The organism is Actinoplanes sp. ATCC 53533, assembly GCF_003947245.1.
In genome coordinates, this window is sequence record NZ_QHHV01000154.1 from 1 (window position 1) to 18,327 (window position 18,327).

The window sequence follows — 18,327 nt, forward strand, 5'->3', positions numbered from 1 at the left end:
CGCCGGGCGAGCGAGGAGACGTCCAGGATCAGGCCGACCTTGCCGTCGCCCAGGATGGTGGCGCCGGCGTACAGGCCGATGTCCTTGAACCTGCTGTTGAGCGCCTTGACCACCACTTCCTCGGTGTTCAGGACGCGGTCCACGACCAGGCCGAAGCGGCGCCCGTCGGCGTGCAGCACCATGATGTAGACGCCCTGGTCACCGCCGACGTCGAGGCCGAGCGTCCGGTCCAGCCGGACCAGCGGCAGCAGCTTGCCGCGCAGCCGGTAGACCGGCGCGCCGGAGGCGTACTCGATCTTCGTGGACTGGCCGTCGATGAAGACCAGCTCCAGCACGGCCACCTGCGGCACCACGTAGCGCTGGTCGCCGCAGTCCACGGTCAGCGCCTGGATGATGGCCAGGGTGAGCGGGATGGTGAGGCGCCAGACCGTACCCTCGCCCAGCGTCGAGTCGACGCTGACCGCGCCGCCGATCCGCTCGATGTTGGTCTTGACGACGTCCATGCCGACGCCGCGCCCGGACACGTTGGTCACCTTGGCGGCGGTGGAGAAGCCCGGCTGGAAGACCATCGCCATGATCTCGCGCTTGTCCATCGTGGCGACCTGCTCGGCGCGCAGCAGGCCCTTCTCGATCGCCTTCGCGGCGATCCGCTCCACGTCGATGCCCGCACCGTCGTCGGCCACATCGACCGCGACGTGCCCACCCTCGTGGTACGCGCGCAGCGTCAGCGTGCCCTCGGCCGGCTTGCCGGCGGCGACCCGCTTGTCGGCCTCTTCGATGCCGTGGTCCACCGCGTTGCGCACCAGGTGGGTGAGCGGGTCCTTGACGGCCTCGAGCAGGCTGCGGTCGAGCTCGGTCTCCTTGCCCTCCATCACCAGCTCGACCCGCTTGCCGAGCGACTGGCTCAGGTCCCGGATGACCCGGGGCAGCTTCGACCAGATGTGCTCGATCGGCTGCATCCGGGTCTTCATGATGCCCTCTTGCAGCTCACTGGTGATCATGCCGAGCCGCTGGGCGACGCGGACCAGGCCGGAGTCGCCGGTCTCCATCACGCCGCGGACCAGCTGGTTGCGCGCGAGGACCAGCTCACCGACCAGGTTCATCAGGCCGTCCAGCAGGTCGACGTCGACCCGGATCGCGCTGTCGGCGACGCTGCGCTTCGGTGCCTGGGCCTGCAGGGCCTCGTTGACCGCCGCCGGGGCCGCCTTGCCCTCCTCGAGCAGGATCGCGCCGAGTTTGCGCTCGTCGCCCTCGAGCTGTTGCTGCAGCGCGGAGCCGACGTCGCTGGGCGCCGCGGCGCCGGACTCGACGAGCATCTCGCCGAGCGGCTTCCGCTGCCCCTCCACCGGCTCGGGCGCCGCGCGCACGGGCGTCTCCACCAGCGGCACCGGCGCCTCGGCCGGCTTCGCGGCCTCCGCCGGTGCGGCGGCCTCGCCGGGCGCGTTCATCTGGGCGTGTACGGCGGTGATGATGCTGTCGACGTCGACGTCGCCCTCGTTGCCGTCCTGCTCGATCGACTCCAGCAGCGAGCGCACGCCGTCGATCGTGGCGAGCAGCGTCGTGATCGTGGTCGGCGTGACCGGCTGGACGCCGTCCCGCAGGCGCGACAGCAGCGACTCGCCGGCGTGCGCGAGCGTCTCGAGCCGGCTGAACGCCAGGAACCCACTCGTGCCCTTGATGGTGTGGATTGCCCGGAAGATACGTGAGATCAGGTCACGCGATCCCGGCTCCTGTTCGAGAGCGACGAGATCCCGGTCGATCTGATCCAGGTTCTCATGGCTCTCCATGAGGAATTCGCCGACGATCTCGCCAAGGTCTTCCACGGACTACCTCCTGCTCGTTTCCCCATGCTGTTCATCGACCTCCCGGCTCCTCACCTGAGGACACCCGGACTGCTACCACCGCCGGCTCATCCAATGAATTCGCATTGGTTTTCCGCCGCGGGTCGGCTCAGGTGTCACCACCCGGGCGGCGGTAGCGGTAACCGAAACCGCGCACAGATTCGATCGGCGAGTCCTCGGGATCGGTCCAGCCGAGCTTGCGACGCAGCCGCAGGACGGCGAACTTGACCCGCTCCTGGCCGATGCCGGTCGGGTCGTCCCAGGCCTGGGTCAGCAGCTGATTCGGGCTGAGCACCGCGCCCGCGTGCCGGACCAGCGCGTTGAGCAGCCGGAACTCCGTGGGGGTGAGGCGCTTCTCGTCGCCCTTGACGTAGACCCGGCGCTTGGTCGGGTCCAGGTGCACCAGCCCGTCGTCGTAGATCTGGCTGGCCCAGCTGTTCTGTGCCCCGGACGAGCGGCGCAGCAGCGCCTCGACCCGGGCGAGCAGTTCGTTGTTCGCGAACGGCTTGGTGAGGTAGTCGTCCGCGCCGCCGCGCAGGCCGCGGACCTTCTCCGCCTCCTGGCCGTGCGCGGTCAGCACCAGCACCGGTACGTCCGAGACGTCGCGCAGTCGTTCGAGCACCTGCCAGCCGTCCATCTCCGGCAGGCCGACGTCGAGCACCACCAGGTCGGGGTGTTCGGCGTACGCCTCCTTGAGGCCGGTACGGCCGTCACCGGCATGCGCTACCTCGTAGCCGGCGCGGCTGAACAGCAACTTCAGGGCCAACGCGATGTCCGGGTCGTCCTCGACCACAAGCAATCTGCTCATGCTCCCATCACCATGACCCTCCGCCGTTGCGTCGCCTGACGCGGCTGCCCGGCCCGGCACGGCACGCGCGGCATCGGTCAGCGTCTTGCTTGCGCCCCCCGCGACCGCGGACGACGAAGATGAAATGTTCAAAACCACGATAGCGTGACGTGTCGGTTCATATACGGAAAGTTATAGTTCAGCGTGCGCTTCCGCTTCCGGGGCCGATCGGTGGACCACCGATGAGCCCCGTCCCCCCTCCCGCGCCCCCGGTTCTGTCGGGAGGCGCGCTGCAGCCACGCTTCCTCACCGTCATCTCGCACGAACTGCGGACGCCGCTGACCACCATCGCCTCCTTCACCGAGAGCCTCGACACCGACGACCTGGCACCGACCGAGCGCTCGGTCGCGCTGGCCGCCGTCCGGCGCAACACCGACCGGATGCTCACCCTGGTCGAGGACCTGATGCTGGTGACCCGGCTGCAGACCGGGGACCTGGAGCTGCGGCCGGCCCCGGTGGACCTTCCCGCGCTGATCCACGAGGCCGCCGAGCTGCTGGCCAGCCGGGAGCCGTACACGGCGGCGACCGTCCAGGCCGGCGCCGGACCGCCGCTGTCGGTCGACGCGCCGCTGCTGCGCGACCTCTTCTACGCGGTGGTCGGCACGGTGGCCAGCGGGGCGGCGGACCGGTCGGCCACCGTGAGCGCCACGGCCGGGCCGGCGGGCTGGGCGGTGCGAGTCACCGCGCGACAGGCCGAGCAACTGACCGACGAGCACCTGATGGCCGGGATGCTGGCCACCCCGGACCCACCGCACCGGCGGCGCAGCACCGCCGTCTGGATGCTGCTCGCGGAGGCGATCGCCGCCCGGCACGGCGGCTCGGTGCGGCTGACATTCGACCCGCAAACGGGCGCGGGCGCCGAGATCGACCTTCCGCTGATCATCCCCTCAGGCTGACACGGACCTCGCAATCGTTCGTCGGAAACGGCGAAAGAAGGGACGTACACCCGAAAAGCCGATCCGATTACGATGCCGGGCGACAGGCGCCCGGCCGTGGACCGGGAGGCAGCACCTTGTTGGATTCCGTACGTCGTCTCGCCCTTGTCACGGCCGTACCGATCGCCCTGCTCGGGCTCGCCGCGGCGCCCGCGCACGCCGAGCCCGCGGCCCCCACGACCGCGACCGGGCCGGTGCGGACCGGCCCGACGACCGAGCAAGTCCTCGGCGCGGAGGTGGTCACGCTGACCAACGAGGAACGGGTACGCGCCGGGTGCCCCGCGCTCACCGTGGACGAGGAACTGACCGTCGCCTCCGTCCGGCAGAGCCACTACATGGCCGCCACCGGCGACTTCGGCCACTTCGGCTGGCGCGGCTCGACCTTCCAGTCCCGGTCGCTGGCGGCCGGCTACCCGGCGGTGGCCGGCGAGAACGTGGCCTACGGCTTCGCCAACTCGGCCGAGGTCATGGCCGCCTGGATGGCCAGCCCGCCGCACCGCCGGAACATCCTGAACTGCGCCGTGAAGTCGTTCGGCGCCGGTGTCCAGCAGGCCGTCAACGGCACCTACTACTGGACACAGGTCTTCGGCTGGCGCTGACTCGCTACGGCCCTTGCTACAGCCCTTGCTACAGCCTCGCTACAGCGAGCAGTTGATCAGGACCGGTTCGGGGTGCAGAACGACACCGAACCGGCCCCGTACCCCGTCGCGGATCTCGCGGGCCAGGCCCAGCAGGGCCGCCGTGGTGCCGCCGCCGCGGTGAGTCAGGGCCAGCGTGTGCTTGGAGGAGATCGCCACGCCGCCGGTGCCGCCGTACCCCTTGCCGAAGCCGGCCTTCTCGATGAGCCAGGCCGCCGGCACCTTGACCGTGCCGTTCGGGGCCGGCCAGCTCGGCGGCTCGCCGGCGTCGACCAGGCGGTCCTGGACGCGCGCCCACTCCTGGGCGGAGAGCACCGGGTTGGTGAAGAAGGAGCCCACCGAGCGGGTGTCCAGGTCCTCGGGGTCGAGCACCATGCCCTTGCTGGCCCGCAGCTTCAGCACCGTCTCGCGGACCTGGCCGGCGCTCACCCGCTCGCCGGCCTCGACGCCGAGGTGCCGGCCCAGTTCGGCGTACCGGATCGGGGCGGAGCCGGCGGACTCCGCCAGCCGGAAGTCGACCTCCAGGACCAGCCAGCGGTCGTTGTGCTTGAAAATGCTCGACCGGTATGCAAAACCGCACTCCGGCAGCGACAGCACCCGCATCCTGTCGTCGTCGCGGTCGTAGACGTGCACCGCCTCGATGGTGTGCGCGACCTCCTGACCGTACGCGCCCACGTTCTGGATCGGTGTCGCGCCGGCCGAGCCCGGGATGCCCGAGAGCGCCTCCAGTCCGGACAGTCCGCGTTCCAGGGTGTGCGCGACGAAGTCGTCCCAGGGCTCGCCCGCGGCCACCCGCACCAGCGCGCCCCCGGCGCCCCGCTCGACCACCCGCACACCCCGCGTGCGGAGCAGCAGAACCGTGCCGGGAAAGCCATCGTCTCCGATCACGACGTTGCTGCCGCCCGCGAGCACCAGGATCGGTTGCCCCTTCCGGGCAGCACCCCGTACGGTTGACACCGCTTCGTCCGGTTCGGTCGCGACAGTCAATGTGCTTGCCGGTCCGCCGAGGCGTAGCGTCGTGTACGCCCCCAGCGAACTGGCACGCACGGCGGATGCGGCGGTTGGTTGGTCAGCACTAACGTCAGGCACGACGTTCACCCTAGGCCGCGGGCCCCGCGTGGAAACCGGTGGTCCTCCTCGAGCGGGAGAAGGCTGATGAACAGGCTGCACGCGACGAAGGACTTCTGGCTCGCCGCCTTGCGCGCTGACGGGCCGGCCTTCCAGGATGCCGTCGCCCGGACCGGCCCGGAGGCCGTGGTGCCCTCGTGCCCCGGCTGGACGGTCGCCGATCTCACCGAGCACCTCACCACCCTGCTGCGCTGGGTGCGTGAGCTGGCGCCGCGCGGGGTGATCGACCGGCCCGCCGACCGGGTCGTCCCCGAGCCGCGGCCCGCGTGGCCGGAGGCGCTCGACCTGCTGCGCCGGGAGCTGACCGGCACCGTCGAGACGCTCGACTCGCTCGACCCCGACCTGCCGAGCTGGAGCTGGCCCACCCAGGCCCGCAAGGCCGGCTTCTGGCAGCGCCGGATGGCCCACGAGGTCTCCCTGCACCGCTGGGACGCCCAGTCTTCAGTCGATTCGAGGGCGGTGGCGGGGCGGTCGGATGGGGAGTCCGCGGCCGGCCGGGCCGCCCCGATCGAGACCAAGCTCGCCGCCGACGGGGTCAACGAGGTGCTGGACACCTGGCTGCCCGCCGGCCGCCGCAAAGGCCCGACCGACATGCACGGCGTCGTGCATCTCGTCGCCACCGACGCCAGTTATGAGTGGTTCGTCCGGCTCCGCGGCGCGGGCATCGCGCTGCTCGACACCGGGACGATCCTCGACAGCGACGACCACCACCCGCGGGCCGAGGCCACCGGCACGGCGAGTGACCTGCTGCTCTCCCTGATGGGCCGGATCGATCCGGACAATCTGGTCGTCACCGGCGACCGGCGCCTGTTCAGCGCGCTACGGGCGGGTTGAGTCTCCTACCTCGGAAAAGGGATTCCGCAACTTCCGGATGACTCCCGATAAGGCGAATGGCTCTACGCTGTACCGGTTAAGGGCGACCGCTTCCGGCCGCCCGTCATAGTCCCGCCGCTGATCAAAGCCGGTCGGCGCGGCCCGGCACGGCAGCGGCGGATCATGCAGGGAGCGGTGAAGGATGACGGCAACCGTCTCGGTGGAATCGAGCGAAGATCCGCTGGCATCGGGGGTACGGTTCCCGGACAGCTTCGTCTGGGGCGCCGCAACGGCGTCGTACCAGATCGAGGGCGCGGTGAACGAGGACGGCCGGGGCCCGTCCATCTGGGACACCTTCAGCCGTACGCCCGGACGGGTGTACGCGGGGCACACCGGTGACGTGGCGTGTGACCACTACCACCGGTATGTCGAGGACGTCGCGCTGATGGCCGACCTCGGCCTGGCCTCGTACCGGTATTCGATCGCCTGGCCACGGATCCAGCCCGACGGCATCGGCCCGGTCAACACCCGGGGCCTGGATTTCTACGACCGGCTGACCGACGAGCTGATCGGCAAGGGCATCGACCCGGTCGTCACGCTCTATCACTGGGACCTGCCGCAGGCCCTCGAGAACCGCGGCGGCTGGACGGTCCGGGAGACCGCGGAGGCCTTCGCCGAGTACGCCCAGATCGTGCACGCCCGCCTCGGCGACCGGGTCCGCACCTGGACCACGCTCAACGAGCCGTGGTGCTCGGCCTATCTGGGCTACGGCAACGGCGTGCACGCGCCCGGCATCCAGGACCCGGCCTCGGCCTTCAAGGCCGTGCACCACCTGCTGCTCGGCCACGGGCTCGCGGCGCGCGCGCTGCGCTCGGCCGGGGCGCAGAGCGTCAGCATCACCCTGAACCCGACCGCGGTCGCGCCGCTCGACCCGGCCAATCCCGCCGACGTCGACGCCGCCCGGATCGTCGACGGGGTCGGCAACCGGATCTTCCTCGACCCGCTGCTGCGCGGGGCGTACCCCGACGACGTACGCGAGATCATGGCCCGCTTCGCGGACCTCTCCTACATCCGCGACGGCGACGAGGCGATCATCAACGCCCCGATCGACGTGCTCGGCGTCAACTACTACACGCCCACCTACGTGTCGGCGAAGCCCGGTCAGCCCGCCTCCCTCGACACCCCGGGCAGCGAGGGCATCGCCTTCCGCAAGCCGGTCGGCCCGATCACCGACATCGGCTGGCAGATCGAGCCGGCCGCGCTCACCCGGCTGCTCAACCGCCTGCACGACGACTACGGCGTGCCGATGATGATCACGGAGAACGGTGCCGCGTACCCGCAGGGGCCGTCACCGGAGGACGGCGCGGTGCACGACACCGACCGGGTCGCGTACCTCGACTCGCATCTGCGAGCGTGCCTCGATTCCATTTCCCACGGCGTTGACCTTCGGGGATACTTCGCCTGGTCGTTGATGGACAATTTCGAATGGGCCGAGGGGTACGCCAAGCGGTTCGGCATCGTGCACGTGGACTACACCACGCAGCGCCGGGTGCCCAAGGACAGCGCGCGGTGGTATCAGGAGGTGATCCGGCGCAACGGTCTCACCGACCAGGGCCGGATCGGGGAGTGAGCTGATGGTGACGCGGGAGCGACCGACCCTCGAGGCGGTGGCGAGGCGCGCCGGCGTCTCAAGGGCGACCGTCTCCCGCGTCGTCAACGGGTCGACCACGGTCGCCGTGGCGATCCGGGAGGCGGTGCACCTGGCCGTCGCCGAGCTGGGCTACGTGCCGAATCAGGCCGCGCGGAGCCTGGTCACCCAGCGTACGGAGTCGATAGCGCTGATCCTGCCGGAGACGGCCAACCGGGTCTTCTCCGACGACCTGTTCTTCCCCGCGGTGATCCGCGGCGTCAGCATGGAGCTCGAGGCGGCGGACAAGCAGCTCGTGCTGATGATGGCCGGCTCGGCGGCCAGCCACGACCGGGTCGAGCGCTATGCGATGGCCGGCCACGTCGACGGCGTCATGTTCGCCTCGATGCACGGCGCCGACCCGCTGCCCGGGACGCTGGCCAGGCTCGGCATCCCGGTGGTGTGCAGCGGCCGCCCGATGACCCCGGCCGAGCTGCCGGTCCCCTACGTCGATGTGGACCACGTCGGCGGCGTCGGCAAGGCCGTCCGGCACCTGATCGGCACCGGCCGGCGGCGGATCGCCACCATCGCCGGGCCCCAGGACATGATCGCCGGCATCGACCGGCTCACCGGCTATCAGGACACGCTGCGCGAGGCCGGGCTGACCGAGCACGTGGCCTTCGGCGACTTCACCCGCGATTCCGGCCTGCGGGCGATGCGCCGGCTGCTCACCGAGAACCCGGAGCTCGACGCCGTCTTCGTCGCGTCGGACATGATGGCCCACGGCGCGCTGCAGGCGCTGAAGGACGCCGGCCGGCGGGTTCCGGCGGACGTCGCGGTGATCGGATTCGACGACTTCGAGATCAGCCGGCTCAGCGATCCGCCGCTGACCACGGTCCGGCAGCCGATCGTCGACATGGGCCGCACCATGGCCCGGCAGATGCTCGGCCTGGTCAACGACAGGCCGGACGTCCCCGACGCCGTAGTGCTCCCCACCGAGTTGGTCGTGCGCGCCTCCGCCTGATCCGGCTCAACCCTCGGCCGACAGGCCCGGCACCTTGCCCTCCGCCGGCAAACCCGGCGCCTAGCCCTCCGCCGACAGGCCCGGCGCCTAGCCCTCCGCCGACAGGCCCGGCGCCTAGCCCTCCGCCGGCAAGCCCGGCCCTTTGTCCTCGGCCGGCAAGCCCGGCATCCTGCCCTCCGCCGGCAAACCCGGCCCCTTGCCCTCGATCGGCAGGCCCAGGACCCTGCGGGAGAGCAGCGTGCCGCCGGCGACCGCCGCCGGCATCAGCAGCACGGCGCCCAGCGGGATCAGGAAACAGGCGAAGACGGCGACCCCGAAGCCCAGCGCCATCGGCCGCCTGCCCCGCAGGGCCGCCCGGCGATGGCGCAGCCGCCGGCCACGGCGCTGGAACGGAACCCCGGTCAGCTCGACGGCGAGCAGCCAGCCGGCCACCGAGCCACCGACGACCGGGACGACCGTCTGGCCGACCACCGGAATGAAGCCGGCCAGGAACAGCGGGACGCCGAGGAGCACGGAGAGGCCGATCAGGCGCAGCGAGTCGACCAGGCTGCGGGCCAGCGAGCGACCCAGCGACACCTCGACCTCGTCGGGCACCCCGCCGTAGCGGGCCTCCACCATGCCGGAGATCTTCTCGTAGAACGGGTCGCCGACCAGCAGCGTCACCGCGGTGAAGGTGAGCACGCCGATCAGGCCGCTGAGCCCGAGCAGCGCCGCGCCGGCGATGACCCGGATCAGGTCGCGCCAGCCGGCCGACCAGTCGTCGGCGAACCAGGTGACCCAGGCCGCCAGGTCGGAGATGAAGGTGATCAAGGCGATCAGGGCGGCGGCGTACAGCACGCCGGAGATCACGGCGGGCAGCAGGCCGAGGCCGAGCATCCGGGGACTGCGCAGGACCAGGCCCAGTCCGCGGCCGAGCAGGCCGGCGCCGGCGGCGAAGTCGCGCACTGCGCTGCCGGTCGCCGCAGCGCCCCGGCTGGCCACGGACCGCAGTTCAGAGTCACCCACGGTCCGGGAGCTTAGCCGCGTGACGCCCGGTTAGGACCCCCGGACCAGCCGGGCCGCTCCGAGGCCGGAGGTGTCCGGTTCGACGCTTGCCGACGGCGCGGTCGCCGACGGGCTCGGCGGCGTGGTGATGATCGAGGTCGGGGTCGGCACCGGCGGCAGCAGCGTCAGGCCCGGTTCCGGTTCGCCGGAACCGGCGATGGCGGACGGCGGGGTGCTGCTCGGCGCCGTACTGGGTCTGGTCGCACCGGGGATGCCGGGCAGCGCCGACTCCACCGCCACGGCCACCGCCACCGGCTTCGGCGACCTGGGTGACCAGTCAAGGACCGAGGGCGTGGCCGGGGTGGCGCCCCGCGCCGGCGCGGCGCCGATCCCGCCGGCCCCGCCGGGAGCGCTCACCGGAGGAGGTGCGGGGGCCGGGGTGCCGACGGTCCAGCCGACGGTGACGGCAAACGGCAGGCCGAGGGCGACAACGCTGAAAAAGATCGATCTGGGGGAGAACCGCACGCATCATCACCGGATCGGGCGCCCGAAAAGTTACGGCGTAGCGGGGTCCGCCCCGAATTACCCGTCAATCGGCCGCTTGATCAGCCGCGCGCTGTCCCGGTACTGTCCATCGGCTCGCATCGAATGCGAACACCATTTCACGGGGAGCGACATGAATTCCGGACGACCTCGCGGTCTCGCCGCGATGCTGACCCTCGCCCTCGGGGCGGGCACGGTGACCGGCGCGGGCCTGTTCGGCTCGCCTGCCTGGGCCGAGGGCACCCTGACCGGCACCTACACCCTGGACAGCACCAGCATCTGGACGGGACAGCAGGTCACGCTGACCCAGGCCACACTGGAGGACAGCACCCCGGAGACCGTCGCCGAGCGCACGGTGAACTGGGGCGACGGCTCGCCCATCGAGACCCTGGCGGCGGACGCCGTCAAGGCGACGCACAAGTATGCCGCCAACGGCAGCTACCCGGTCACGGTCAAGCTGACGGACACGGACGCCGGCGAGGGCACGGCCACCATCACCAACGCCAGCTCGAACGTGCAGGTCGCCACCGCCGGCGGCGCCTTCCGGTTCAACGTGGCCTCGAACTGGACCTGGACGGGCGGCGGTGCCACCGCCAAGCTGCTGATCTCGCGCATGCCGGCCAGCGCGACCCGGGTCTGGGTGGACTGGGGCGACGGCAAGACCAGCCTGCTCGCCCGCACCCACACCTCGACGACGCACTATTACCCGGTCGGCACCTACGCCGCGAAGGTCACCCTGGAGAACGCCCAGGGCAAGACGACCGCGAAGGCCGCCGGCAGCTACACGGCGAAGGTCGACCGCACCGCCCCGAGCAGCGCGCTCAAGGTGCCGAGCAAGCCGAAGAGCGCGAAGTCCTGGAAGACGATCCAGGGCACGGCGAAGGACGGCCAGATCGGCATGGACTCGGTCGGCGTGCAGCTGTGGAAGTGGACCTCCACCAAGGACTACTACTACAACTTCAGCAAGAAGAAGTGGATCAGGTACACGCCGGGCAAGACCAAGATCCCGAACGCGGCCGTCTCCTGGCGCGGTGTGGACTCCAAGGGTGTCTGGAAGCTCACCGTGCCCGGTCTCTCGAAGGGCTACTACCTCGAGGTGGACCACGTGGCCGTGGACCGGGCCGGCAACGACAACGGCTGGAAGTTCAAGGTGCAGAAGCTCACCAGCTGAGCCCCGTACCCCCAGAAAGCCCGGACCGGTCGGTCCGGGCTTTCTCGCGTCAGGTGGGGTTGAGGAACGTCGAGATGCGTTCGCGGAGCTCTTTGCGGTGCGTCCAGAGCAGGGCCGGACGGTCGTATATCTGCAGCTCCGCATCCGGCAGCAGGCCGGCGAGGCGTTCGGCGACCGGCGCGGGGTGCACGTCGTCGCCGACACAGCCGATCACCAGCGCCCGGCCCGGGAACGCGGCCAGCACCGACTCGTCGGGCACCGCCGGCGCGCGCCACAGCGTGTCCAGCTCCGGGGCGAGGCCGTCGGTCAGCAGCTGCTCGACGCGCTGGCGCAGATAGCTCCAGCCGGTCGGCGTGTTGCGCACCGAGGGCGGCAGCTCCGGCTCGACGGCCTCGGCGACCAGGGCCGCCTCCCCCGACTCGACGGCGGCGAGCAGCCGGGCCAGCCGGGTCTCGGCCACCGGCGGCCGCACGCCGTCCAGCGCCGAGGGCAGATAGAGCACGATCCGCTCGAAGCGGTCGGGCGTGGCCGAGAGCAGCCGGCACAGTGCACCGGCACCCATGCTGACCCCGAGCGCGCGGCTCGCTCCGGCCCGGTCCGCGACGGCCCGCAGGTCCTCGGCGAGATCGGCGAAGCTCCACGGCCCGGGCGGCGCCTCGGAGCGGCCGTGCCCTCGAAAGTGGAAGAACACCCGGCGGCCGAGAACGGCGCTGCCCAGCGGGCGGGTGCCGGCGATGTCGCCGGCCAGCCCGTGCGCGAAGACGGTGACCGGCTCGCCGACCCCGGTGACCAGCTGCTCCAGCCGGCCGCCGTGCGGAGTCTCGATCAGCTGGGTGGGCGGCATCGGCAGGGTGGGCCGGCCGCTGCGCGGGGCACTGGGCCCGGGACCGGAGCTCCGCGGGCCACCGTCCGGGGGCGGCGGCCAGCGGAGGCGCTTCACCAGAAGCCCTTGCCGTCCGACAGGTCACGCAGGCCGGGCCGGACGTCGAGCAAATAGATCAGCGCCGCGGCCACGCCGACGAGGCCGAAGATGCCGGTGGCGCCGAGCAGCAGGGTCAGCACCATGCAGACGGCGAGAATCGCGAGCCACGCGCCCTTGGGCAGCGTCCCGATCGCCTGGAAGCCGTCGCCGCGCTGCGTGACGCAGTGGATAAAGGCGACGGCTTGCACGACCATCGAGCCGATAACCACGAGCACGTCGATGTAGAACTGGACGTCACGAAAGAACAGCGGCGCGCTGGAGACCATGACCGCCAGTCTATGCCGCAGGCCCCAGCTTGCGCCGGGGCCTGCGGATCAATCGCGTTCCGTGCCGCTACCTACTTGGTGGTCGGGCGGGTGGTGGCGCGCTTGCGCGGCTTCGGGGTCGCCGCGGCGGCCTCGACAGCCTTGGGCTCCTCGGTGGCCGCGATGTCGGCGTTGACCACGTCGGCGGCCTCGACCACGCCGGTGCCGACCACGCGCTCGCCGTGCGCGACCAGCGAGGTGTAGACGGCGACCGCACGCTCCTGCGCGGCGTGGGCGAACGCGGCAGCGCTGGCGGCGGCGCTCTCGCGCAGCTTGTCGAAGTCGGTGCTCGTCGCCGTGGTCTTGAGCGAGGTGGCGGTGGTGTTCGCCGTGTCGTTCGCGGTGCGCAGCGAGGCGACGGCGCGGTCGCTCAGCTCGGTCACGACGGCCGGCAGCTTGCGCAGCTGCTGGTAGGCCAGGTCACCGGCGCCGGCGGCGGCGTAGAGCGGGGCGGGGAAACGGGTCTTGGTCTGCTGGGTCATGATTTCTCCTCGGGCTGAGTGGTCTTGGGTGCGGGTGCGGTGCCGCCGTCGACGACCGCCACGTCGTGGATGACGGCCCGGAGGGCCTCGTCCTCGTCGGGCACGATCACACCGGGCACGCCGTCGCCGGGCGCGCCCTCGTCAGGCGTGGTCGCCGCCGGCGCCTGCCGGGCGGTCTCGTTGCGGAACGTCTCGTAGATCTGCGAGAGGGACTGCTTCTGGGCGATCGTCAGCTCGGGATCGACCGCGATGGCGGCCAGCACCCCCTGCTGTCCCTCGCCGTCGAGCAGGCCGGCACGCAGGTACATCGCGGGCGTCGACACCCGCAACGCGCTGGCCAGTTGCTGCAGCACCTCGGCGCTGGGCTTGCGCAGGCCGCGCTCGATCTGGCTGAGATACGGGTTGCTCACGCCCGCCCGGTCAGCGAGCTGCCGGAGCGAGATCTTCGCGGTCTGTCGCAGGTCACGGATGAACTCGCCGATGTCCTGGGGCAGATCCTTCGGTGCGGCCATGCATACGACGGTAGCCGGGACTGCTAGCTCTTGCAAGCAAACGCTAACAAGAGCTAGCGTGAAGCCCGTCACCAGGCGGCGCGAACCTCACCCACCCGCACGCCGCCACCGATCACCGGCACGGTCGCCAGCTCGTCGAGCACCGGAGCCGTGAGGCCGAGCCGGCGCAGCGCGGACACCAGCACCGGCATCCGGGCCCGCATGGCACCGTCACCCACCTTGATCGCCACCGCGCCGACGCCCGCGACGGCCACCGCGAGCACTCCCTCGGCACCGCCCTTGGCCAGCAGCCCGGGCACGCCCCGCATCAGCAGGGTGTCGTCCTCGCCGGTGCCCGCCACCAGCTCCGGGTCGGTGCGCATCGTGTCGGCCACCAGCCGCTCGAAGGAGGTCGGCGGCGCGTCCACCAGCCGCTGGAAGCCCCGCGCCAGCGCGGTCAGCGAGACGGCGAAGCACGGCGCGCCGCAGCCGTCGATGCCGGTCGCCGCGATCGGCTCACCGGCCAGCTCGCTCACCGCGTCGGCCAGCGCGACCTGCAGCGGGTGCTTGGCGTCGCGGTAGTCCTCCAGCGACCAGCCGTTCACCACGCAGGTGGCGAGCATCCCGGCGTGCTTGCCGGAGCAGTTCATCAGGATCGGCGTAGCGCCGCCGCCGTCGCGCAGCACGATGTCCCGCTCGAGCTCCGACGACGGCAGCGCCGGCGGGCAGCGCAACGCGCTCTCGTCCAGCCCGGCCGTGGCCAGGATCTGCCGGGTCCGGGCGACGTGGAACGGCTCACCGAAGTGGCTGCCGCTGATCAGCGCGAGATCGGCCGGCTCGGCGGTCCGCAGGCCCGCGCGGAGCATCCCGACGGTCTGCAGCGGCTTGTTGGACGACCGCGGGAAGGACGGGCCGGCGACGTCACCGACGGCGGCGACCACCCGGCCGGCGGCGTCCAGCACGACCACCGAGCCGTAGTGCACGGACTCGACGAAGCCGGAGCGTACGACCTCGGCGAGGATCATCGGGGCGTCACCCCGAGCAGCTCGCGCGCCTCGGCGGTGGTCAGCGGCGGGCGCTGGGCGAGCTGGGCGAAGCCGACCGCCCGGGCCACGAGCTGCATGTTCGACTCCACGGGGCGGCCCTTCGCGTAGGTGACGGTGTCTTCCATGCCGACCCGCAGATGCCCGCCCGCGGACAGCGATGCCAGCATCACCGGGATCGTGCTGCGGCCGATGCCGGTGGCGGAGAACGTGGTGCCCGCCGGCAGGTCCCGGATCGCCTGGTGGCACGCGACCAGCGCGGCGGCTGTGCCGGGCATGCCGCCGGGCACCCCCATCACCAAGTCGACGTGCACATGCCCGCCGTGCGGCAGGCCGTGCTGGGTGAGCAGGCGCTGCAGGGTGGTGAGCTGGCCCAGGTCGAAGATCTCGTACTCGGGCACGATGCCCTTGTCGCGCATCCGGGTGTGCAGGTCGACGATGAACTCCCAGCGGTTCAGGAAGACGCCGTCACCGAAGTTGACCGTGCCCATCGTGCAGGAGGCCATCTCCGGCCCCGCGTCCAGCACGGCCAGCCGGTCGGCCTCGGGATCGGTGACCGCGCCGCCCGAGGAGAGCTGCACGATCAGGCTGGTCGACTGCCGCAGCGCGGCCACGGTCTCGCGCAGCCGGCCCTGGTCCAGGGTCGGCTCGGCCGCGTCGTCGCGGATATGCACATGCACGATCGCGGCGCCGAGCGCCTCGCACTCCTTCGCGGTCGCCACCAGCTCGTCGATCGTCACCGGCAGCGCGGGTACGGCTGCCTTACTGCTCTCCGCGCCGGTGGGCGCGACAGTGATGAGGGTCCCGGTCATCCCGCGATCCTGCCATGCCGGTTGCCCTCAGGGGACGTCGATGGCCGCGGCTGATTCCCCGACCAGCAGGGACGCGTCGTCGGCGACGTTGCGCTTGACCACCGCCAGGGCGATCATGCCCAGCTCGTAGTGGCGTACGCCGGTGCCGACATAGCCGACGGCCCGGCCGTCCAGGGTCACCGGAGTGCCCTGCGCGGGCGGCTGGTCGGTGGCGATCCCGTCGAGGTGCAGCAGCACCAGGCGACGCGGCGGCTTGCCCAGGTGATGCACCCGGGCGATGGTCTCCTGGCCCCGGTAGCAGCCCTTGTCGAGGTGCACGGCCGGCGCGACGAAGCCGGCCTCGGACGGGATCGTCCGGTGGTCGGTCTCCCAGCCCAGCCGCGGCAACCGGTGCGCCACCCGGACCGCCTCGTATGCCCACAGCCCAGCCCTCGGCACGTCGGCCAGCAGCGCGAGCACAGCCTCCAGCGACGAGCGCGGCACGAGCAGGTCGACACCGAGCGCACCGCGGCGCGCCAGGGCACCGTCGCCGAACGGGCGCACGTCGTAGAGCGCGGTCGGCTCGGCCGGCACCGTGCCGGCGGCGAACTTGGGGCCGGGCACGTCGAAGACCCGCGGCTCATCCAGCGCGACGCCGAGATGCTCCCGCGCCGCGGCCACGGCCTGCGGCCCGACCAGGGACAGCACGGCGATCTCGGCCGTCGCGTCACGCGGCTCGACCTTGGTGAAGAAGCGCATCATCTCGAGGTATTTGAGCAGGCCCGCGCCGGTGCCTGGCTCGGTGTCCAGCCAGGCGGTGGTGCCGTCCTCGGCGACCAGGGCGTGCTGCTCGACGTGCCCGTGCGGGGAGAGCACGAGCAGCTCGGTGCCCTGCCCGGCGCGCAGGTCGCTCAGGTGCTGGGTGGTGAGGGTGTGCAGCCAGCTCGCCCGTTCCTCGCCCGGCACGGCCAGCACGTCACGGTTGGAGCGATCGACCAGGCCCACCGCCGTGTCGAGGATGCGCTGCTCGCGCATCGGGTCGCCATAGTGGGCCGGCACCCCGGCGTCGGCCGACGCGGGCTCCAGCTCCTCGATCAGGACCGTGGTCATTGCTGCTCCTTGCAGTCGCCGCAGACGCCGAACAGGGACACGTGCCCCACGTCGACCCGGAAGTTGCGGTCCCGCTGCAGCTGCTCGGTCACGGGCTGCATCACGCTGGGATCGACCTCGTCGATCGAGCCGCAGTTGCGGCAGACGAGATGGACGTGCTGGTCCTCGCCCGCCCGGTGGTAGGTCGGGGACCCGTGCGACAGATGCGTGTGGCTGACCAGGCGCAGATCCTCGAGCAGCTCGAGGGTGCGGTAGACGGTGGTGATGTTGACGCCCGCGGCACGCTCCCGCACGGTGTGATGGATCTGCTCGGGAGTCGCGTGGCCCAGCTCGTGCACCGCCTCCAGAATCAGCTGGCGCTGCGGAGTGAGTCGCAGGCCGCGTTCCCGGAGCATTTCGGCAAGGGAAGAGGAGGACACACTTAGAGCATAGTTCGCGCGACTAACCGCCGACGCGGAGCAGCCTCGCCGACAGGTGCGGAGCCAGCGTCTTGCCCATGCCGGACATCTCGTGGGCGTAGAGCAGCGCCCCGTCGACGATGCCGAACAGCCGGTGCCCCGCCGTGACCTCCTGGGCGGACGGCGTGCGGACGACCGCGTCCGTCACCATCTCCAGCCGCGTGCCGCTGACCCGCCCGATGTAGAGCTCCATCACGCCGTCCGGCGTCATCATCGTGGCTTCCATCTCGTCACCCGGCCGGTCGTTGACCAGCACGGGCCGCCACCAGCCGAGCTCCCGCTCGGCCATCCGGGCCGGCTTGGAGTCGGCGTCCAGGATCCAGGACCGCGACTCGTACGCCAGGAACGGCCGCCCGTCGTGGCTGATCCGCACCTCCTGCGCGAAGTCGAAGTCCTCGGGCGCCGGGAAGCCGCCCTGCCCGCGACCGCGCCACAGCCCGATGAACGGCAGCAGCCCCAGCAACGCGGGGTGCAGATCCGGCCCTTTCCGCAGGTCGTGGGTGTCCTCGAAGGGATACGCCTCGACCGGCGGCGCGTTCAGCCAGGGCGGTGGGCCCAGCGGGTTTTCCGTCTCACTGCTCACCAGCGTCCCCTTGCAATGCGCATCGCCAGATAGCCCAAACCGCCCGCCAGCCCGCCGAACCCGGCGACCAGCAGACTCACGAACCCGATCTCCGTAACCATGACCGGCCCATCCTATGCTGACCGGTATGGCTCGCTTGCTCGTCGTCAAGGCAACCGCCGGCGCGGACGCCCCGGAGCGCTGCTCGCAAGCGTTCACCGTGGCCAGCACCGCTACCGCAGCCGGGGTGGAGGTGTCGTTCTGGCTCACCGGTGAGTCCACCTGGTTCGCCCTGCCCGGCCGGGCAGGGCAGTTCGAGCTGCCGCACGCCGCGCCGCTGCCGGACCTGCTCGACCTGCTGATCGGCGGCGGCCGGGTCACCGCCTGCACCCAGTGCGCGGCCCGCCGCGGCATCGGCCCGGAGGACGTGCTGCCGGGGATCCGGATCGCGGGCGCCGCGGTGTTCGTCGAGGAAATCATGTCCGACGGCGCCCAGGCGGTCGTGTACTAGCGAGGCGTGCAACCGGTCTGGTCTGTGCGGTGTGTATCTCG

The 18,327-nt window shown here is 71.5% G+C and carries 22 protein-coding genes; 7 read left to right on the top strand and 15 right to left on the bottom strand.

The window, feature by feature from the left end; all coding sequences use genetic code 11:
- The coding region (locus DMB66_RS41010) for a chemotaxis protein CheA (RefSeq protein WP_148112807.1) at positions 1-1,823 on the bottom strand (1,823 nt) is incomplete at its 3' end.
- Between the two features lie 127 nt (positions 1,824-1,950).
- Positions 1,951-2,649: a response regulator transcription factor gene (locus DMB66_RS41015; protein ID WP_125809526.1), complete on the bottom strand. Its 699-nt coding sequence runs from the start codon at positions 2,647-2,649 to the stop codon at positions 1,951-1,953.
- A gap of 221 nt (positions 2,650-2,870) precedes the next feature.
- On the opposite strand from DMB66_RS41015, the gene DMB66_RS41020 reads away from it, so the two are divergent.
- On the top strand, positions 2,871-3,584 hold the full coding sequence (locus DMB66_RS41020; protein ID WP_125809527.1) for a sensor histidine kinase KdpD: 714 nt from the start codon (positions 2,871-2,873) through the stop codon (positions 3,582-3,584).
- Between the two features lie 116 nt (positions 3,585-3,700).
- The gene (locus DMB66_RS41025; RefSeq protein ID WP_233625207.1) at positions 3,701-4,222 is read left to right on the top strand and encodes a CAP domain-containing protein; all 522 of its coding nucleotides are present in this window, start codon (positions 3,701-3,703) and stop codon (positions 4,220-4,222) included.
- 39 nt (positions 4,223-4,261) lie between these two features.
- Here DMB66_RS41025 and DMB66_RS41030 read toward each other — a convergent pair whose 3' ends face one another.
- Positions 4,262-5,350, bottom strand: coding sequence for a UDP-N-acetylmuramate dehydrogenase (locus DMB66_RS41030; protein ID WP_125809529.1), 1,089 nt, complete (start codon positions 5,348-5,350; stop codon positions 4,262-4,264).
- Positions 5,351-5,416: 66 nt separating this feature from the next.
- On the opposite strand from DMB66_RS41030, the gene DMB66_RS41035 reads away from it, so the two are divergent.
- From DMB66_RS41035 to DMB66_RS41045, 3 genes are all read left to right on the top strand, one after another.
- On the top strand, positions 5,417-6,223 hold the full coding sequence (locus DMB66_RS41035; protein ID WP_125809530.1) for a maleylpyruvate isomerase family mycothiol-dependent enzyme: 807 nt from the start codon (positions 5,417-5,419) through the stop codon (positions 6,221-6,223).
- Positions 6,224-6,404: 181 nt separating this feature from the next.
- The gene (locus DMB66_RS41040; RefSeq protein WP_125809531.1) at positions 6,405-7,832 is read left to right on the top strand and encodes a GH1 family beta-glucosidase; all 1,428 of its coding nucleotides are present in this window, start codon (positions 6,405-6,407) and stop codon (positions 7,830-7,832) included.
- Between the two features lie 4 nt (positions 7,833-7,836).
- Positions 7,837-8,853 (top strand): LacI family DNA-binding transcriptional regulator, encoded by a 1,017-nt coding sequence (locus DMB66_RS41045; protein ID WP_125809532.1) that lies wholly within the window; start codon positions 7,837-7,839, stop codon positions 8,851-8,853.
- A gap of 114 nt (positions 8,854-8,967) precedes the next feature.
- Here the strand turns inward: DMB66_RS41045 and DMB66_RS41050 are convergent, their stop codons facing one another.
- Positions 8,968-9,858, bottom strand: coding sequence for an EI24 domain-containing protein (locus DMB66_RS41050; RefSeq protein WP_370320205.1), 891 nt, complete (start codon positions 9,856-9,858; stop codon positions 8,968-8,970).
- 30 nt (positions 9,859-9,888) lie between these two features.
- On the bottom strand, positions 9,889-10,362 hold the full coding sequence (locus tag DMB66_RS41055) for a hypothetical protein (RefSeq protein ID WP_125809533.1): 474 nt from the start codon (positions 10,360-10,362) through the stop codon (positions 9,889-9,891).
- A 151-nt stretch (positions 10,363-10,513) separates the two neighbouring features.
- Between DMB66_RS41055 and DMB66_RS41060 the strand changes: the two genes are divergently transcribed.
- Entirely contained in the window at positions 10,514-11,551 is a 1,038-nt protein-coding gene (locus tag DMB66_RS41060) for a PKD domain-containing protein (RefSeq protein ID WP_125809534.1), read from the top strand.
- A 49-nt stretch (positions 11,552-11,600) separates the two neighbouring features.
- Here the strand turns inward: DMB66_RS41060 and DMB66_RS41065 are convergent, their stop codons facing one another.
- The 10 genes from DMB66_RS41065 to mtfM all read right to left on the bottom strand — a co-directional run bounded on the left by DMB66_RS41065 (position 11,601) and on the right by mtfM (position 17,897).
- On the bottom strand, positions 11,601-12,491 hold the full coding sequence (locus DMB66_RS41065; protein ID WP_125809535.1) for an alpha/beta fold hydrolase: 891 nt from the start codon (positions 12,489-12,491) through the stop codon (positions 11,601-11,603).
- Positions 12,488-12,799 carry a DUF2516 family protein gene (locus DMB66_RS41070; protein ID WP_125809536.1) on the bottom strand — a complete coding sequence of 104 codons (312 nt, stop codon included), beginning with the start codon at positions 12,797-12,799 and terminating at the stop codon, positions 12,488-12,490. Before DMB66_RS41070 ends, DMB66_RS41065 begins: the two co-directional genes overlap by 4 nt.
- A 71-nt stretch (positions 12,800-12,870) precedes the next feature.
- Positions 12,871-13,320 (bottom strand): hypothetical protein, encoded by a 450-nt coding sequence (locus DMB66_RS41075; RefSeq protein WP_125809537.1) that lies wholly within the window; start codon positions 13,318-13,320, stop codon positions 12,871-12,873.
- The gene (locus DMB66_RS41080) at positions 13,317-13,832 is read right to left on the bottom strand and encodes a helix-turn-helix domain-containing protein (RefSeq protein WP_125809538.1); all 516 of its coding nucleotides are present in this window, start codon (positions 13,830-13,832) and stop codon (positions 13,317-13,319) included. The genes DMB66_RS41075 and DMB66_RS41080 overlap by 4 nt, the downstream gene beginning before the upstream one ends.
- 68 nt (positions 13,833-13,900) lie before the next feature.
- Positions 13,901-14,836 carry an asparaginase gene (locus tag DMB66_RS41085; RefSeq protein WP_125809539.1) on the bottom strand — a complete coding sequence of 312 codons (936 nt, stop codon included), beginning with the start codon at positions 14,834-14,836 and terminating at the stop codon, positions 13,901-13,903.
- Positions 14,833-15,666, bottom strand: a complete 834-nt coding sequence (locus DMB66_RS41090) for a 3-keto-5-aminohexanoate cleavage protein (RefSeq protein ID WP_125809540.1) — start codon at positions 15,664-15,666, stop codon at positions 14,833-14,835. Before DMB66_RS41090 ends, DMB66_RS41085 begins: the two co-directional genes overlap by 4 nt.
- 27 nt (positions 15,667-15,693) lie before the next feature.
- Positions 15,694-16,755, bottom strand: coding sequence for a folate-binding protein YgfZ (locus tag DMB66_RS41095; protein WP_125809541.1), 1,062 nt, complete (start codon positions 16,753-16,755; stop codon positions 15,694-15,696).
- Positions 16,752-17,150 (bottom strand): Fur family transcriptional regulator, encoded by a 399-nt coding sequence (locus DMB66_RS41100; RefSeq protein ID WP_125809553.1) that lies wholly within the window; start codon positions 17,148-17,150, stop codon positions 16,752-16,754. Before DMB66_RS41100 ends, DMB66_RS41095 begins: the two co-directional genes overlap by 4 nt.
- Before the next feature lie 46 nt (positions 17,151-17,196).
- Entirely contained in the window at positions 17,197-17,796 is a 600-nt protein-coding gene (locus DMB66_RS41105) for an FABP family protein (protein WP_125809542.1), read from the bottom strand.
- Positions 17,793-17,897, bottom strand: coding sequence for a small membrane protein MtfM (gene mtfM, locus DMB66_RS65650; protein WP_281420991.1), 105 nt, complete (start codon positions 17,895-17,897; stop codon positions 17,793-17,795). The genes DMB66_RS41105 and mtfM overlap by 4 nt, the downstream gene beginning before the upstream one ends.
- Before the next feature lie 14 nt (positions 17,898-17,911).
- Between mtfM and DMB66_RS41110 the strand changes: the two genes are divergently transcribed.
- Positions 17,912-18,286, top strand: coding sequence for a DsrE family protein (locus DMB66_RS41110; RefSeq protein ID WP_125809543.1), 375 nt, complete (start codon positions 17,912-17,914; stop codon positions 18,284-18,286).
- The last annotated feature ends 41 nt before the right edge of the window (positions 18,287-18,327 follow it).

Bases quoted from the DNA above. Each gene is read 5' to 3' on its own strand.
- DMB66_RS41040 (WP_125809531.1), top strand. From the start codon at position 6,405: ATGACGGCAACCGTCTCGGTGGAATCGAGCGAAGATCCGCTGGCATCG.
- DMB66_RS41110 (WP_125809543.1), top strand. From the start codon at position 17,912: ATGCTGACCGGTATGGCTCGCTTGCTCGTCGTCAAGGCAACCGCCGGC.
- DMB66_RS41095 (WP_125809541.1), bottom strand. From the start codon at position 16,755: ATGACCACGGTCCTGATCGAGGAGCTGGAGCCCGCGTCGGCCGACGCC.
- DMB66_RS41085 (WP_125809539.1), bottom strand. From the start codon at position 14,836: ATGATCCTCGCCGAGGTCGTACGCTCCGGCTTCGTCGAGTCCGTGCAC.
- DMB66_RS41035 (WP_125809530.1), top strand. From the start codon at position 5,417: ATGAACAGGCTGCACGCGACGAAGGACTTCTGGCTCGCCGCCTTGCGC.
- DMB66_RS41075 (WP_125809537.1), bottom strand. From the start codon at position 13,320: ATGACCCAGCAGACCAAGACCCGTTTCCCCGCCCCGCTCTACGCCGCC.
- DMB66_RS41100 (WP_125809553.1), bottom strand. From the start codon at position 17,150: ATGCTCCGGGAACGCGGCCTGCGACTCACTCCGCAGCGCCAGCTGATT.
- DMB66_RS41090 (WP_125809540.1), bottom strand. From the start codon at position 15,666: ATGACCGGGACCCTCATCACTGTCGCGCCCACCGGCGCGGAGAGCAGT.
- DMB66_RS41015 (WP_125809526.1), bottom strand. From the start codon at position 2,649: ATGAGCAGATTGCTTGTGGTCGAGGACGACCCGGACATCGCGTTGGCC.
- DMB66_RS41060 (WP_125809534.1), top strand. From the start codon at position 10,514: ATGAATTCCGGACGACCTCGCGGTCTCGCCGCGATGCTGACCCTCGCC.
- mtfM (WP_281420991.1), bottom strand. From the start codon at position 17,897: ATGGTTACGGAGATCGGGTTCGTGAGTCTGCTGGTCGCCGGGTTCGGC.
- DMB66_RS41070 (WP_125809536.1), bottom strand. From the start codon at position 12,799: ATGGTCTCCAGCGCGCCGCTGTTCTTTCGTGACGTCCAGTTCTACATC.
- DMB66_RS41020 (WP_125809527.1), top strand. From the start codon at position 2,871: ATGAGCCCCGTCCCCCCTCCCGCGCCCCCGGTTCTGTCGGGAGGCGCG.
- DMB66_RS41045 (WP_125809532.1), top strand. From the start codon at position 7,837: ATGGTGACGCGGGAGCGACCGACCCTCGAGGCGGTGGCGAGGCGCGCC.
- DMB66_RS41080 (WP_125809538.1), bottom strand. From the start codon at position 13,832: ATGGCCGCACCGAAGGATCTGCCCCAGGACATCGGCGAGTTCATCCGT.